This window comes from Acinetobacter towneri, from assembly GCF_001758345.1.
Taxonomy (GTDB): domain Bacteria; phylum Pseudomonadota; class Gammaproteobacteria; order Pseudomonadales; family Moraxellaceae; genus Acinetobacter; species Acinetobacter towneri_A.
Map to the genome: position 1 here is coordinate 101,127 of NZ_MKQS01000011.1, position 16,599 is coordinate 117,725.

The window sequence follows — 16,599 nt, forward strand, 5'->3', positions numbered from 1 at the left end:
CTATTATGAACGCAATTGTAAGACATGAGTCATACCGTATCAGCGATTGCTTGGCAGTCACGGTGTTCGGCTCAACATTATCACCATAAAAGGGATCTGTAGATGAAACGTGTTGTAATCACCGGCATGGGCATTAACTCGTGCATTGGTAATACTTTAGAAGCTGTGACTCATTCTTTACAAAACGGTATTTCTGGGACACGTTCCAACCCAACTTATGCTGAACTTAATTTCAAAAGCCACGTAAGTGCAGCAGCAGAACAAAACTTTAACCACATTGACCGTAAATTAAAACGCTTTATGGGCGTGTGTGCGATGTACGCTTACAACGCTGCAGTAGATGCCATTGAACATGCGGGCTTAAAGCAAGAAGATTTAGCAGGCAACCCACGTTACGGTATCGCGGGTGGTTCAGGCGGTAACTCAACTGCATCTGTTGCAGAAATGATTGAGCTACTTGAAGAAAAAGGCGCACGTAAAATTGGCCCGTTCTTCGTACCACGTAACATGTCGAACACCATTACGGCAAACTTGGGCGTTGCATTCAAATTACAAGGTATCGCGCACTCAATTACCAGTGCATGCGCAACTTCTGCCGATGCAATTGGTTATGCCTACAACCTAATTCAATTGGGTAAACAAGATTTAATGCTTGCAGGTGGCGGTGAAGAAGATCACTGGTCACAAAGMTTATTGTTTGATGCGATGGGTGCTTTGTGTTCTAAATACAACGACACACCAGAAACAGCATCTCGTCCGTACTCTGCAGACCGTGATGGTTTCGTCATTGCAGGTGGTGGTGGTTTCGTGGTTCTTGAATCACTTGAACACGCACAAGCACGTGGTGCAAATATTTTAGCTGAAGTGGTTGCGTATGCTGCAAACTCTGACGGTGCAGACATGGTTGCACCAAGCGGTGAAGGTGCAACACGTTGTATCTTGATGGCTTTAGACGAAGCGAAACAACACGGTGTAGACGCAATTGACTATGTGAACACACATGGTACTTCTACTCCAGCAGGCGACGTGACTGAATTGAAAGCCATGGAACGTGCGTTTGGTGAAGGTAAAGTGCCTGCTCTTAGCTCAACGAAGTCAATGACTGGTCACAGCTTGGGTGCTGCAGGCGTTCAAGAAGCAATTTATTCTGTCTTGATGATGCAAAATGACTTCATTGCACCAAACATCAACGTCACTGAACTTGATGAAGGCGCGAAAGCATTTGATATCGTACTTGAAAAACGCGACACAAAATTGAATACTGTGATGAGTAACAGTTTTGGTTTTGGCGGTGTAAATGCCTGCCTTATTTTCAAGAAGTGGGATGAATAATCTCCTATAGGATAGTCGATGGATGCACCTTCTGATGCTTTTTTATGGGTAAAAGCATTACATATTATTGCCGTGGTTTGCTGGTTCGCTGCATTGTTCTACTTACCACGTTTATATGTTTACCATGCCATGAGTGAAGATACACTGAGCCATCAGCGTTTTGAAATCATGGAGCGCAAGTTGTACCGAGGGATTATGTGGCCGTCTATGATTGCCACCCTCATCACGGCACACTTTTTGGTAGATTGGGGCGATGCGACCCGCAATTACCACGATGCGTTATGGTTTTACCTGAAAGTAGCATTGGTCGGTTTATTGGTGATTTACCATTTAGTTTGTGGCTATTACCGCCAAAAACTGATTGGCAATGCGCATTATAAATCACACAAGTTCTGGCGATTCTTCAATGAAATGCCGACTGTGCTGCTATTAGCGATTGTAATTTTAGTCGTGGTAAAACCACAGTTCTAAAATTTGAAACGCCAAGTATCCTGACATCTCAACCTGATTCGGTTGTAAAAAAACCTCAGTGCAAAGAACTGAGGTTTTTTTATGGGTGACAACTAAAAACAGCACTTATGCTTTAATTCAACGTATTTGTGAGTAAGGCTGAAAGCCCAATGCCGCTGCTTGTTTCTGCTGAGATTGAGGAATCGTGACAATAGCAATTTTTCCATCTGCACCACCACAGACCTGTGCATACATCCGCCCATCTGAACCTACACTGGCCCGCTTCACCTGAATCTGTGCTTGCTGTAAACGCTGAACAATTTCCGTAAGGGTTAAACCTGAATCTGGCTCACACTGTCGATGTTGCAATGATGTGTACATTTCGACCTGCGCAGTAGGTGTTGTGGATGTAGCAGCATGATTGGCACATGCAGTCATCAGTATTGAAACCGCTACTACTGCAATAGATTGACTAAATATCTTCATCACATACCCTCTTTCAATATTAAAATTAAATATTCAAATTAAATATTGAAGCACGATCTTTGCAATAACACTGCGCTAGAAATGCAAACAGATGTAAGCATCTCACTCATCAAGATAACTGTTCAAGCACCGACAAAATTTGCGCAAAACACTGAATTCTATGTTTTGGTGCAGCCAAGTCTAACTCCTGAGCCGAACCATAGCCGTATTCGACTGCAACACAATCGACTCCATTGGCTCGTGCACCTAAAATATCGTGTTCACGATCTCCAATCATTAAACATTGTTCAGGTTGCAATTGTTCTTGCTGCAAAATATAGGCAATTAAATCCGCTTTATTGGTACGCTCACCATTTAGTTCGCTACCGTAGGGATATTCAAAATATTGCAATAAATCGAAGTGATCTAAAATTTGGCGTGCATAAATTTCAGGTTTGGCTGTTGCTAAAAACAGTCGATAGCCTTGCTGTTTTAAATCTGCCAATGTTACAGCAACATCTTCAAAGACATGATTTTCAAATAAGCCTGTTGCAGCAAAACGCTCTCGATAGCCTGCTAAGGCTTGCTCTGCCAATACGTCATGCACATCCACATGAAGTAATTTTGCCAAAGAGGCTTTTAAGGGCGGCCCGATAATCCAATCAATATTTTCCGTATCTGAAATAGGATGTCCAACCTTAGCCAAACCATAACGCGCAGAAGCGGTAATGCCCTCTTTCGGGTCAGTCAGCGTGCCATCCAAGTCAATTAAAAGGTTCTTTATCACAATGTCAGCCTATGTGTCTAAATGACTATCGAGAGTTATTCCAAAGTTGCCTATACTAACGTAAATAGAAGCAATTAAGGATATGTGTGTGCGACCAACAGTACTTTGTTTTTCTGGTTTAGACCCTTCGGGTGGCGCTGGCTTACAGGCTGATATTGAAGCCATTGGCAATAGCGGTGCACATGCAGCAATTGCCTGCACAGCACTGACTATTCAAAACTCTCAGCAAGTGTTTGGCTTTGAAGCCACTTCTAAAGAATTGTTATTGGCACAAGCCAATGCAGTGGTGAATGATTTGCCCATTAAAGTCGTAAAGTCGGGCATGTTAGGCACCACGGATAWTATTGCAGCACTGGCAAATTTTTTACGTGCACATCCTGATTATTTATATGTGCTTGACCCTGTTTTGGTTGCCAACAGCGGAGGGTCTTTAGGTGATCAAGCGACTTTGGTTCAGGCATTTGTCGAGTTAATTCCACTGGCGACGTTAATCACGCCAAATACTGTGGAATTACGCGCTTTAACGGGTGAAGATGATTTAGAACGTGCAACAGCTAAATTATTTGCAATGGGGGCACAGGCTGTTTTGGTCAAAGGTGGACATGAAGATACGCCTGATCATATTCGTAATGTGCTGTATATTGACAATGAAATAGTTTCAGAAACCCGCTGTCCACGTCTTGAAGGTGAATATCACGGTTCAGGTTGTTCATTGGCAAGTTTTATTGCAGGGCGCTTGGCATTAGGCGATCAACTGAAACAAGCGGTACAACATGCTGAAACTTGGTTGTTTGGTGTGCTTAAAAATGCGGAAACGCCTGTACCGAATGGACAGAAAATTCCGAAAAGGTTTTAGTATTTAACGTTCAACTCTTTCATACCCTGATCACACTGTATCAGGGTTTTTTATTGCAACTTTTAACGTTCGTGCCTTTGCTTTAAATTTTCAACATGCTGACGATTGGTTTTCCAAGACTTATCAAGTAATTCTTTTTCAACTCTCAGTTGGATACGTTTCAGTTTCATCGGTGAAATAACTTCATTCCGAAAACCTTTGACATACTCAACCCATGCACTGCCTTTAAAAACATTGTTAGGCAAGGAAGTCTTAAATTCACAGTCTGGCATAAATACAATCACAGAATGCAGATATTCAGGCTCGACAATATCGCTCAATACTGATTCCAAAACTTTTATATGCTTATAGTTCTGATAGACAGGATTCTGAAACTTATAGCTCTTTTTATAAATTTTTTGTGTCCATACTTTTTGGCGTTCTCCACCAAAAATCCAGCCTTTATAGTTTTTTGTTTCGATCACAAAAACTCCAAAAGGACTCAATAAAATATGATCTATTTGAGTTGTTCCTGCGGACTCATCAGGCAGAGTTACATCATTCAACAAAATATAATGTTCATCTAAATACAACTTCACATGCATACTTACTGCGAGTTCCCCCGCCTTTCCCTTTAGAAAAGGTTTGAAAATTTTGAACAGTCCTACACCTGCAACAAGCAGAATAAGCCACCAAAACTGTAACAATAATGTTTTTAACATTTCCTCTGCTCTATTTTATTTAGATCAAAAATTTTTATTGAATCTCAGTTATTTAAAATTTTTAAGTTGATGATTCTAACTTTAACAAAATCGCTTTATTATCCAAACCGCCTGCAAAGCCCACCAGTTTTCCGCTTGCACCCACCACCCGATGACACGGCGCAATAATCGAAATTGGGTTTTTACCATTTGCCGCACCTACGGCGCGCATCGCATTCACACTACCGACTTGTTCTGCAATTTGCTTATAACTACGAGTTTCTCCAAAAGGAATGCTTAATAACGCCTGCCAGACTTTCTTCTGAAATTCAGTGCCTTCAAAATCAAGAGGCACATCAAATTGCTGACGCTGACCTGCAAAATACTCTTGGAGTTGCTGCTGAGTTTTGAGCAAAATTGGATGATCATCTTGTCGAACTAAACTGGCTAAACGTACCCGTTTATGATCTTCGTTATCCCACATTACCGCAACCAATGCGTGATCGTGAGCCACCAATTTAAGCACACCCACAGGCGTGTCCATTTCAGTAAATAGCAATTGCATGCCCCACTCCTCTGAATATGCCGTGTTGAAACAATTGATTAAATAAAGCCAAAATAACTAACTTGACGATACCTTCATGAGGACCAAACCTGAAATAATCAGAACAGCTGCCAACATACGCATAGCACTGGCAGGTTCGCCTAACACAAAAACACCCACTAAAAATGAACCGACTGCGCCTATACCTGTCCAAATCGTATAAGCCGTGCCTAATGGCAAAGTACGCATGGCATAGGCCAAAAGCGCAAAACTTAAAATCATAAAAAAGATAGTCACGATACTGGGCGTTAATTTACTAAAGCCGTCAGACAACTTCATGGAATATGCCCAAACCACTTCAAAAATMCCCGCCAATATCAACATCATCCAGGCCATAACGCCCTCCTTCAATATCATGAAATCAGGCCGTCCTGAAGATTTTTCTTGTCGAGTATTTAGTCGCTTTGACTATTTCCAAAAACCCAAACAAGGGAGGTCGTTCCTCCTGTTGCAATTTAAGCTACCGCACAGCGATACTGTACCCGTACCTATTTTAAACTTAAAATTTTGCGCGCACCATTCAACACAAACATGGCCACAATTAAGCCAATGATCAGGTCTGGATAATTCGAGCCTGTGAGCATCACTAAACCGCCCGCGATAATCACGCCTAAATTCACAATTACGTCATTGGCCGAAAAAATATAACTAGCCTGCATGTGGGTTCCACCATCCTTATGCCCTGAAATCAGCCATAAACAAGTGACATTCGCTACCAATGCAGCAGCGCCAATGAGCATCATCAACATAGATTCTGGTTCGCTGCCCAAGACGAAACGACGCAGTACATCCACAATCACCAATGCGGCCAAAGCCAATTGCACCCAACCTGAAAGATGTGCAGCTTTAAGTTGCTTTTTAGCCGATTGTCCCACCACAAATAGTGCCAAACCATACACGGCGGCATCGGCAAACATATCTAAGGAGTCGGCAATTAACCCTGTAGAAGATGCAATTAAACCTGCAATCAATTCCACCAAAAACATAGCAGCATTAATGCCAAGCAAGGCATACAGCACTTTTAGTTGTGCAGCGCTGTTAGATACAGGCAATTCGGTTTGTGTATTGGCTTCAGTTTGTTGTAACACAGCACCCAAACCCAATGCTTCTAATTTATGGGTGATTTCTGTGGCAGATTGATTGTTGTGATAAACCTTTAAAAGTCGTGCAGGCAAATCAAAAGATAAGGCAGCAATATCATTATGGTCTGCCAAAGCAATTCGCACCATTTGTTCTTCAGCACCGCAATCCATTTTAGGAATATGGTACGCACTCACCCACGGACTCAAAAGTTCAGAACCTACGACTGTTGATTTATCTGTCTTGGCAGTCGTTGCAGATGTACAGCTATTTTGATCAGCACAGCTTTTTTCTGTATCGCAAGACGAACCACAGCCTGTATCGCCACATGACTTGGAGTGTGTAGGCGCAGTTGCACAAGGCTGGTTTACATTTTTTTGCGTATCACAACCACAGCCAGTATTGTTTAGATTTTGGTTTTCTAAGTTTTTATCTTGATTCGATTGAGGATCTTGAGTTGATGAAGACATACGCCACACCCAAAAATACAATAGGCTCAGTATAAACCAAGCCTATGTATTTAGGGACAATCTATTCTATTTAGAAGCAGCAACGATCCATTGACTTAATCATTGATAAATACCCCTAATCATTAAAACCTGAAACGCAAGCCTATCGCATATAAGCCGCTCTGCTCGGAATCGGTTGCAGACTGCCAAGCAGTGTGTTGATCGCCTTTCGTATATTCATAACCTGCACTGATATACGGCATGATGTTCTTGCTGATTTCATAACGCATTTCCACACCCACAGCCGCGCGGTTGAGTCCTGTTTTTTTCGCATATTTGGCATCATCCTGCAGAATAACATCTACATCTAAATAAGGCTGTGCAATCAATTTCTGAGTCAATAACAGATCCCGTGTGGCTTCCAAACTCAAAGCCGCATATTGATCCTCACCCAAATAAAAATAAGCATCGGTTTCAAAAAAATATGGAGCTAAACCATGTAAGCCAAGCACAGCGTCAAACTTATTTTCTCGGTCTGTTTGATGCGCTTGCTGATTCACTTCATGTCGATAACGCACACCTGCTTGCACATCCCAGAAATCTGAAATCATACGACTGTATAACAACTTGGCATCATATTCAGTCGCTTGTGATTCGTGCTTATCGCTATGAATTTTCACAAACAACTTGTTTTCATCAGTTCCAATACGAGTTTGTAATTCAGATTTGAGTACTCCCTCGGCATGGTCGTTCACTTGCCATTGTGTATCTAAAGTGCTCACCGTATATATTTGCGCACCATGTTCTTTACGATGATCATGTGACTGCAACTCTTGTACGGGCGAGGCGGATTGATGCGATTGATGCGATTGATGCGATTGATGCGATTGATGCGATTGATGCGATTGATGCGATTGATGCGATTGATGCGATTGATGCGATTGATGCGATTGAGTATCTTCCTGAGCAGCGATTGTTGCAACCTCTGCGGAACTAGCATGTGCACTATGTTCCTCTGTCGCTGCCAGCCCAACTGTACTGATGCAGCAGACAGAAATACTTAAAACCGTTTTCGCAAAAAGATTAATGTTGTGCATGTGTTGCTCCTTTTTGCGCTGTCGCTGAAGAGGTTTGAGTGGCTTGAATTGCTGTGGTTGAAAGCGGTTCATTTTCACTCACCTGCGCTACAATCAATTTATTCATCATTCCCGCGCTCATGTGATAGAGCAAATGACAATGTATTGCCCATTCACCTAATTCATCTGCAGTAAGCAGTGCAGTTACAGTTTGACCTGGCGGMACAATTAATGTGTGTTTATTCGGCATTTCTGCTGCCGTTTGACCATTTTCCAACTGCATAAACATGCCATGTAAATGCATTGGATGCGCCATCATGCTGTCATTGATAAATTTGATCCGAATACGCTCACCATATTTCACCTTGAGCGGTGTGGCATCACTAAATTTCTTGCCGTTGATTGTCCAGATGTAACGCTCCATCGTACCGCCTAAACGCACGACCAATTCACTGGTGGGTTCACGTGTATCTGCTTGTGGCTGCAGCGATTTCAAATCCTCATAATTCAAGGCCTTATGCCCCGCAGGTGTAGAAGCATTTGCCCATCCATATACCACTACATTTTTGTGTTCTGCTGAAGGCATGCGATGTTGGGTATTCGCGTTTTCAGACATCGTTGCATGGTTCATTTTAGAGTGATCCATTTCAGATATCGCCGCATGATTCATTTTTGAATGATCCATCTCAGACATTGATGCATGATTCATTTTCGAATGCTCCATTTCAGACATCGCTGCATGATTCATCTTGGAATGATCCATCTCAGGCATTGCCCCATGATTCATCTTGGAGTGATCCATCTCAGACATCGCAGCATGATTCATTTTCGAATGATCCATTTCCGACATTGCCGCATGATTCATTTTGGAATGATCATCACCTGAATGCTCTGTGGCATGCCCCATATCTTGCATGGTGAGTAAAGCACGTGGACGCGCTGCCGGTAGCTGTAGATTTGATGTTGCAGAATGAAGTTCACTCTGCAAGCTACCCACAGCAAAACCTGAGCGGTCTATTGATTCCGCTTCAATTTGATAATGCGCTGCTTGAGGTTCAACAATCACATCGTAGGTTTCTGCAGTGCCGATACGAAATTCATCCACAGTAACAGGTTTGACTGGCTGACCATCGGCACTGACCACTGTCATTTTTAAGTTTGGAATCCGCACATCATAAAACGACATGGCAGAGGCATTGATAAAACGTAAACGCACTTTTTCATTTGGCTTAAATACACCTGTCCAGTTCTGTTCAGGTGTCTTGCCATTCATTAAAAAAGTATAGCCTGTGACATCGGAAAGGTCGGTTTTCAGCATGCGCATCTGATTCCACATTTTGCGGTCTGACCATGTGGCTTTTAACCCATCACGCTGTACTTGACGCCAAACATCACCTAAGGTTTCACGCTGATTTTGATAAAACTCGGCTGAAATTTTTAAATCTTTCTGAATTTGATTGCTAGATTTTTCATGAAAATCTGACAGCATCACCACATAATCACGATCTGTGTATTCATGTGCGTTTACGGCTGGCTTGGCTTTAGGATGAATCACCAAAGAGCCGTATAGACCATCTTGTTCCTGACCTTTGGAATGTGCGTGATACCAATAGGTACCACTTTGACGTACTTTAAATTGATAAACAAAATGTCCTTGTGGCTTAATCCCTTGAAAACCATTAAATCCAGGCACACCATCCATCAAACCGGGCAACAATAAACCATGCCAGTGAATAGATGAGTCCTGATTTTTTAATTGATTATTAACGTGAATTACCGCCTCATCGCCTTCTTCAAATTCGAGTGCAGGCGCGGGAAATTGTCCATTGACTGTAATACGTTGAACAGGTTTTCCCGTGATATTGACCGTTTGTTCTGCAATGGTCAGGTGATATTCCTTGACCGCAGCAAATGCAGAACTCGAACACAATGCACAGACTGTTAAAAACAGCGCAGGCTGATAAAATTTAGACATGACTTAATCCTTAAAATAAAACGTAAAAGTGTTTTGAATTCAGGATTAAGCTTTGGGTGGACGTAAAATTTGCTGCCAATGCCCAAGTAAATGTTGAGCGTGATAAGCAGGCAATAGAATATTGACAGATGAGAGTGCTACAGGTTGAATCAGTTCAGGGACTTGCACATGCAACACACTGTTTAAGTTTTGACAATGCAACTGCACACAGTCTTGACAATTCATGTCAGTAGCAGAAAAATCAGCCGAGCCATAACAATCTGCCGCATTTAAATTGGGTTCAGTTGCAGATGTGTGCTGACTGAGGTGCTGGTTGGCATTGGGATCATGCCCAGATAAATGCTGCTTGGTTTCAGGATGCGTTTGTAAAGCTGTGGTATGACAATCTGGTAAAGATGTCATTTCACTCGCTGCGGTTGCAGAATGTCGAATCTCAGACCCTGCTGCCTGATTTGACATCATCCAATCATGTGCAGGTTTGACCGCAGCACTGACAATACCACTCCACCCCATGACAAATGCCATCAGGACAACAAACCACATTTGTTTGTAGGGTTGAGTCAGCACTAAATGAATTCCTGAGTATGAAAGATCTAGACTCAAACCTGCGCAAGAATTGAACATTTTTGCCAAGTGCAATCCACAATCTACAATTCACTCAATATAATTCATGCTCCACTTATACACAATATGTTCTACATTGAAAAACAGAATGAATCCGTGCGATTTGAAAGCCAACTAAAACAATCAAGTTATATATTAAGCAACTTATTTTTATAATTAACTGAGTAAATACTCAATAAATTCAGTGTATTTAAAATAAACAAAAAGGATTCGATTGAATCCTTTTTATACTTATTTTGTATAATTCATAAACCACTGATGTACCAATGTTTATAAATTAATCTGTTTATCCATAGTGTTATCAACATAGATATCCATACGGTTATCTACAAAGTTATCCACAGCATAAGCACTTGTGATTGTAGAAATTTATACTTCGACTGCGCCAACTTTTGCCAATTCAGCACGCATTTCATCAATCACCGTTTTATAGTCTGGCTTGCCAAAAATTGCTGAGCCTGCAACAAACATATCTGCGCCCGCTTCTGCAATTTCACGAATATTGGCAGGTCCCACACCCCCATCGACTTCTAAACGGATATCACGACCTGAAGCATCAATGATTTGACGTGCCTGACGTAATTTCTCTAAAGTCATTGGAATGAATTTTTGCCCACCAAAACCTGGGTTCACACTCATGAGTAAAATCTGATCAACTTTATCAAGTACATAATCTAAATAATGCAGCGGTGTAGCAGGGTTAAAGACCAAACCCGCTTTTGCCCCACCCGATTTAATCAGTTGCAATGAACGGTCAATATGCTCTGAAGCTTCAGGATGGAACGTGATAATGTCTGCGCCCGCTTCTAGAAAATCACCAATCATGCGGTCTACAGGTTTTACCATTAAGTGCACATCAATTGGTGCAGTAATACCATAGTTTTTCAATGCCTTACATACACCTGCACCGAAAGTTAAATTCGGTACATAGTGATTATCCATCACATCAAAATGCACCACATCGGCACCTGCCTGAAGTACATTTTCCACTTCTTCGCCTAGACGAGCAAAATCTGCAGATAAAATAGACGGCGCAATTAAATAAGGCTTGGACATGGGAGAACCTAGCTGAATATTGGGATTGTGGCGCATTATAGCAAAGACTGCTTGATGTGGTGGATTCTGTTACGATTGGATCATTCAGTTCGATGATTCAGTTGGATCATCCAATTTAATAATTCTATCTCCGCAACGCTCTGTTGCAGCATTCCACTGTTCTTTCAGTCTAGCTTTGTTATGGTGAACACCATTACTCATTTGAACAAAATGCTGGTTTCAACAGATGATAAACAGTTCTGCCCATATTCAAACAACGCAAGCAAGCCGTATTGCCAAGCGTCTACTCAACCACTGGAAACATAAATTTGATGTTGCAGAAAACGCAACCCAATACCAAATTATGATGCCAAGTGCCACAATTCTGCTTACGCCTCAAACAGATGAGCTTGTGGTTAAAATTCAAGTAAAAAATACTGAAACAGATTTAAGTTACCTTGAACAAGTCGTGCTTGATCATTTAAGTTGTATGGGACAAACAGTATTGAGCGCAGTTTGGCAACGCTACTAACTGTTTCATGTTAAGGCGCTAAACGCTGCGTCTGTTCAAAATCCTTAACCGCTTGAATACGTTTTTGTGTTGCAGGATGGCTTTGCAAAAAATCCAAAGGGCTTTTGGCGATGTCTTCACCTGCATCTTCTGCCAAACGCTCCAAAAAATGTGCAAAATGAATGGTTGGAATGCCCTGAGCGTGCATCGTATTTAAAGCATAATGATCTGCTTCAGATTCAAAATTACGTGAATAATTTGCCCCTACGAGCGCAACAGGCAAGGTCGAAACTAAATCTGTACCATCTCCTGTAATCGCGAGCAAAATAATACTAAACCCTAAGCTCGATAAAGCCTGTTGCAAGCTGTGTCTTTCGGCCAAATGTCCTTGCTCATGTGCCAACACGCCAATGATTTCCTGATCATTCTGTGCCAATTCCACCAATTCATCGGTCAAAATAATGGTGTTATTCGGAATTGCCAGAGCATTCGCGCCTAAGCGATCACCTTGTCGAAACAGCACTTTGGCAGGTKTATCTCCTGCAATAAGCTGTCGATAATCTGTTAGAATTTTCTGCTGACGCGCTGCGGGCAGTTGGCTTGGCGCTGTCATGTCTAAGATATAACGCTCTGCTTCATCACCAATTTGCTTTAAGGTATTCGCAGGCAACTGAAAAGCAACGTATTTGGATGCACTTGGGATGCCCCATTGCACTGTGGCAAATACCATCAACAACACAAAAACCAGACTAAATACAATTAGGCTTGGCGTACGTTCCAATTTCCAAATAGAATGCTGCACCTGTTTATTTCGCAGTTGAAACCATTCAGGCAAGGCTTGGGAAAATTCAATACGCGCATCATCTTTGAGTTCAATGACAGGTTGAATTTTACCTAGTGCGCCCACCAACATCATGTCTTGATAATGATAACGTCGTTGTTGCTGTAAATTTTCACCATAGCGGATAAGTACCGACTGAGCATCTATAGGAGAGATTTTGGCTGCCCATGGTTTAGACACCACACCATCATAAAACACCACATCCACGATCTGCGCCGCCATCTTCATCTCCTAGCTTACAGCGATACATCAATATCAAAAATATCACTGATTTCTTCTGCTAGTGCGCTATGTTCAGCTTGCAGTTGATTGATCATCAAATCTGGATCATTTTTTAAATGTAGACTTAAAGACTCAACCTGATAGCGATATAAACGAATAGCTGCCCATGGGGTCATTAAACCCAAACTCAGGACTTTCACAATCCAATTGGTCACCACAATCCAAGTATAGTGCCACTGCCCACAATCGGTCTGAAATTCACTACGACTGATACTGGTATTGTTCCATGTAGTGATAAAAATTCGCGCCGACATTAGTGGCCAAATTAAAAACACCCCCAAAAGATAAACTGCTAGAAATAACCAAACCAACTGCGCAGGATTACGACTCAACTGTCCTGCCAAAGCCAACATTATCCCGACTGCAAGCAAAATGCCAAAGAACAATAAAATAGGTATATACATCGCGCGCATATACGCTGGCCAATCTGCTTTCAGCTTAAATTTAAGCTGTCCTGCATATAAATGGTCTAAGCAATAACGCTTATACATCCACACCAACACAGGAAAAAATAAGCCCAATGTAAACAGATTAATCACGATACATTTTAAAAATACCCAATAGGCTTCTTTGTTACTGCCTGAAAAATAAAAACGCGCATTGCCAAATTTACTATTTCGCGCCTTAAAACGGATGGTCGCTCGAATCAACCATGGCACAGCCAAATATAAAACCACCACGCCAATAACCATGGCTTTGACTGAATAATTGGAAATCACCGAGATCACAACATAAATTCCGATGGCAATTAAACGTCCTAATAAAATTTTATGTGGGATACCCGTGAAATCAAAACGACGTTTGATTAATTCGGTATTGCCATAAAAATAGCGCAAACGACGCACTTTTGCCCACGGTGCATACAACCCAAAGGTCATGATCATCAACAAAATATTAACAATCCAAATGCCAAAATACTCTGAGGCACTACCATGAAATTGAAAATGATGAATCCGTCCAAGTAATGGATTCCGTGCGGGTGGCGTCGTAGGCTCCGCTGGAAAAAACGGGGAAGATGGCGTTGCTTGTTGTGGTGAATCCCATTCTGAATTGTGCATGTGATGCCTTATTTATTTTATTGTACAGTCGTTATTTTACCCAGACGCTCAAACCCAAATGAGTAATCTTTCCAAATGGTAAAAAGCAAGTGTCCACCATTCTAATAAAAAGTGAACAACTTGCCTAGAAAAGTTTGAAAAATCAATGTGTAAAATTGAGTACTTGGCTTAGTCAGTTTGCAATTGCACCGCATGGAATTGCAAATGCTGATCTATAAAGCTTTGAATGAAATAATAGCCATGATCATAGCCTGCATGTTCACGCAAACTCAGTTTTTGCCCAACTGCATCGCAAGCTTGCTGAAATAATGCAGGATTGAGCTGACTATAAAATTGATCTTGCAATCCCTGATCAATCAAAATTTCACTGAACAATGCACCTTTGGCCCGCACCAAAGCAGTCGCATCGTGCTGTAACCATACTTGCTGATCTGTACCTAAATAATTAGAAAATGCTTTTTCACCCCACGGACATTGGCTTGGCGCACAAATCGGAGCAAAAGCAGACACGGACTTAAATTTGTCAGGATATTTAAACGCGAGGGTCAATGCACCATGACCGCCCATACTGTGCCCCATGATGCCAAGGTGCTGTGCCTGAATTGGGAACTGTTGCAGTACCAATTGATAAAGCTCATCGGTGACAAAAGTTTCCATTTGATAATGTGTCGCCCACGGTGATTGTGTCGCATTGATATAGAAACCTGCACCCTGTCCAATATCCCAATGGTCGCCTTTCGCAACAGCTTCACCACGTGGTGAAGTATCTGGACTAATCAAGATTAATCCCAATTGTGCTGCGCATGTGCTTTAATCGCAAAGGTTTCTTCGTTACAGGTTAAACCCGCCAAATAAAATACCGCAGGACACGCCTGCCCCGCCAAAGCTTGTTCTGGTAAAAAAATGCCAAACTGAGTTTCAGTCTGTAAAGCATTTGAATGAAAACGATAAATCCGTTGCTCACCCTCAAAACAGCGGTTGTTCTGAATTAACTCCATCAACCCTCTCCTCTTTGGCTTATTGAACAGATTGTGCACTCAATTGAATTTCAGCCGATGTTGCAACACTTTTTTGAGGAAACAAACGCTGCTCTAATTGTGGCAACATCAATTCCATATTTTTACCAATTGCCCATTGTGGCTCTGAAGGTTCAAAACCTTGCGCTTGCTCCCATTTCGCCACAGTCACTTTGGCTTCATTAAAAGCATTAGCAAAAGAGTTTTGTTCACGCATAGCCTGATCAAAAAAGGCACGACCAAAATAAGTATAATCAGCTTCGTTTGAACAACCAAACGACTCACGATCTGCTGCCGATGCAGTAATCACCAAGGTATTATCATCTTGCAAGGCGGATACAAAGCTACCTGAATAACAGGCTGAAATGACGATCACACGCCAACGAATACCCGATTTATCCAAAGTATCGCGTAACCATTTCGGATCGACCTGATTTAAGTCAAGTGGTGCATTTTCAATTTCAAAATGATCTTTTAAACCGTGTGAGGTCATATATAAAAACAGCACATCACTTTCACGGTTCATGCGTTGTCCAATACGGCGCAGCGCTAATTCAATACTGGTTTGTGAAGCAATTGGAATTACATTGCGGGTCATTGGGTTATTAATGAGCACCATCGAACGCCCAAAAGTACCAAAACGGGTATCAAACTGTTCACGAATGCGTTCAATTTCAGACATGAATACGTCTTGATAACTCGCCCCTGCAACCCCTAAAAAGTACCAGTGCGATTGGGCAAATTCCCCATATTGAATACTGTCTAAAGCTTTATTTAGCACACGACTTTGTGCATAAAAAGCTTCTTCGCTTAGACTTGGTGGAACTTCTTCTACTTTCCAAATGGGCTGACTTTTCACCGACATTTGCCAAACCACCAAAGTGAATAAGGTCGCCAAAACAATCAGCGCACGTTCCCACCACGGCCAATGCAATTCACGTGAAAACACCCATACCACTGCCAAACTTTGCCAAACAAACAGCACCATAAAAATGGTAGGCAAATAGTCATACAACACATACGGCAAGACATCCATCATACCCATGTATTGAATCAAGCTTTGTAATAATGCAACGTGAGTATCTAATACCAACCACAACAAAGCAGGTACTAATAATAAACGCGGGTTATTGACACGCTGAGAAAGAATAATTCCGACAATTAAGGCAATAAAGGGCCACAAGGCATAACTGACCAAACCTTGTGGGTTAAATTCACCCACTTCTCCCGCGACCAACCAACTGAATAAGGTATTGGCAAGACCACCTAAAATCCCCCAAAAAATCAGTTGTAAGATAGAAGGACGAATAATTTGCAAAGAGCGTCGCGAACCCAAAAATAACCAAACGCCTGCGGCTTGGTTGCTTTTAAAATCGTGCCAAAAATTAATGGAGGGTTTGAAGTCAATCATAGGATTCTGTTAATCGCAGCTCGCGTTTCCACACTCCAAGTTTATGCTTGTCGTCGTAATTATCAAT

General features: G+C 41.8%; 17 protein-coding genes and 1 pseudogene. 4 read left to right on the top strand and 14 right to left on the bottom strand.

Features of this window, described 5'->3' with window-relative positions; genetic code table 11:
- Positions 1-102: 102 nt before the first annotated feature.
- A complete protein-coding gene (locus tag BJN41_RS07485) occupies positions 103-1,332 on the top strand; it encodes a beta-ketoacyl synthase N-terminal-like domain-containing protein (RefSeq protein WP_070154303.1) in 1,230 nt (409 codons plus the stop codon).
- Positions 1,333-1,350: 18 nt separating this feature from the next.
- On the top strand, positions 1,351-1,803 hold the full coding sequence (hemJ, locus tag BJN41_RS07490) for a protoporphyrinogen oxidase HemJ (RefSeq protein WP_004975266.1): 453 nt from the start codon (positions 1,351-1,353) through the stop codon (positions 1,801-1,803).
- Between the two features lie 117 nt (positions 1,804-1,920).
- Here hemJ and BJN41_RS07495 read toward each other — a convergent pair whose 3' ends face one another.
- Positions 1,921-2,268, bottom strand: coding sequence for a hypothetical protein (locus BJN41_RS07495; RefSeq protein ID WP_004975264.1), 348 nt, complete (start codon positions 2,266-2,268; stop codon positions 1,921-1,923).
- 109 nt (positions 2,269-2,377) lie between these two features.
- Positions 2,378-3,034, bottom strand: a complete 657-nt coding sequence (locus tag BJN41_RS07500) for an HAD-IA family hydrolase (protein ID WP_070154305.1) — start codon at positions 3,032-3,034, stop codon at positions 2,378-2,380.
- An 88-nt stretch (positions 3,035-3,122) separates the two neighbouring features.
- Here BJN41_RS07500 and BJN41_RS07505 point away from each other — a divergent pair, with 88 nt between their 5' ends.
- The gene (locus BJN41_RS07505; RefSeq protein ID WP_070154351.1) at positions 3,123-3,890 is read left to right on the top strand and encodes a hydroxymethylpyrimidine/phosphomethylpyrimidine kinase; all 768 of its coding nucleotides are present in this window, start codon (positions 3,123-3,125) and stop codon (positions 3,888-3,890) included.
- 62 nt (positions 3,891-3,952) lie between these two features.
- On the opposite strand, the gene BJN41_RS07510 is transcribed toward BJN41_RS07505, so the two are convergent.
- From BJN41_RS07510 to rpe, 8 genes are all read right to left on the bottom strand, one after another.
- Positions 3,953-4,591: a nuclease-related domain-containing protein gene (locus BJN41_RS07510; protein ID WP_070154306.1), complete on the bottom strand. Its 639-nt coding sequence runs from the start codon at positions 4,589-4,591 to the stop codon at positions 3,953-3,955.
- A 61-nt stretch (positions 4,592-4,652) separates the two neighbouring features.
- On the bottom strand, positions 4,653-5,135 hold the full coding sequence (locus tag BJN41_RS07515; RefSeq protein ID WP_070154308.1) for a methylated-DNA--[protein]-cysteine S-methyltransferase: 483 nt from the start codon (positions 5,133-5,135) through the stop codon (positions 4,653-4,655).
- A gap of 57 nt (positions 5,136-5,192) precedes the next feature.
- Positions 5,193-5,510 carry a DMT family transporter gene (locus BJN41_RS07520; protein ID WP_070154310.1) on the bottom strand — a complete coding sequence of 106 codons (318 nt, stop codon included), beginning with the start codon at positions 5,508-5,510 and terminating at the stop codon, positions 5,193-5,195.
- A 152-nt stretch (positions 5,511-5,662) separates the two neighbouring features.
- On the bottom strand, positions 5,663-6,724 hold the full coding sequence (locus BJN41_RS07525; RefSeq protein WP_070154313.1) for a cation transporter: 1,062 nt from the start codon (positions 6,722-6,724) through the stop codon (positions 5,663-5,665).
- A 122-nt stretch (positions 6,725-6,846) separates the two neighbouring features.
- Positions 6,847-7,800, bottom strand: a complete 954-nt coding sequence (locus tag BJN41_RS07530) for a copper resistance protein B (RefSeq protein WP_070154314.1) — start codon at positions 7,798-7,800, stop codon at positions 6,847-6,849.
- Positions 7,787-9,754 (bottom strand): multicopper oxidase domain-containing protein, encoded by a 1,968-nt coding sequence (locus BJN41_RS07535; protein ID WP_070154316.1) that lies wholly within the window; start codon positions 9,752-9,754, stop codon positions 7,787-7,789. The genes BJN41_RS07530 and BJN41_RS07535 overlap by 14 nt, the downstream gene beginning before the upstream one ends.
- A 45-nt stretch (positions 9,755-9,799) precedes the next feature.
- Positions 9,800-10,321, bottom strand: a complete 522-nt coding sequence (locus BJN41_RS07540; RefSeq protein ID WP_227515224.1) for a hypothetical protein — start codon at positions 10,319-10,321, stop codon at positions 9,800-9,802.
- 426 nt (positions 10,322-10,747) lie between these two features.
- Entirely contained in the window at positions 10,748-11,434 is a 687-nt protein-coding gene (gene rpe, locus BJN41_RS07545) for a ribulose-phosphate 3-epimerase (RefSeq protein WP_004975246.1), read from the bottom strand.
- Positions 11,435-11,663: 229 nt separating this feature from the next.
- Here rpe and BJN41_RS07550 point away from each other — a divergent pair, with 229 nt between their 5' ends.
- On the top strand, positions 11,664-11,945 hold the full coding sequence (locus tag BJN41_RS07550) for a DUF2218 domain-containing protein (protein ID WP_026438120.1): 282 nt from the start codon (positions 11,664-11,666) through the stop codon (positions 11,943-11,945).
- 10 nt (positions 11,946-11,955) lie between these two features.
- On the opposite strand, the gene BJN41_RS07555 is transcribed toward BJN41_RS07550, so the two are convergent.
- The 4 genes and pseudogenes from BJN41_RS07555 to BJN41_RS07570 form a co-directional block, all read right to left on the bottom strand.
- On the bottom strand, positions 11,956-12,987 hold the full coding sequence (locus BJN41_RS07555; protein WP_070154320.1) for a M48 family metallopeptidase: 1,032 nt from the start codon (positions 12,985-12,987) through the stop codon (positions 11,956-11,958).
- Positions 12,988-13,001: 14 nt separating this feature from the next.
- Positions 13,002-14,105: a YjgN family protein gene (locus BJN41_RS07560; protein WP_070154322.1), complete on the bottom strand. Its 1,104-nt coding sequence runs from the start codon at positions 14,103-14,105 to the stop codon at positions 13,002-13,004.
- A gap of 168 nt (positions 14,106-14,273) precedes the next feature.
- Positions 14,274-15,103: pseudogene (gene fghA / locus BJN41_RS07565) on the bottom strand (S-formylglutathione hydrolase).
- Positions 15,104-15,122: 19 nt separating this feature from the next.
- A complete protein-coding gene (locus BJN41_RS07570; RefSeq protein ID WP_070154323.1) occupies positions 15,123-16,532 on the bottom strand; it encodes a C13 family peptidase in 1,410 nt (469 codons plus the stop codon).
- Between the last annotated feature and the right edge of the window lie 67 nt (positions 16,533-16,599).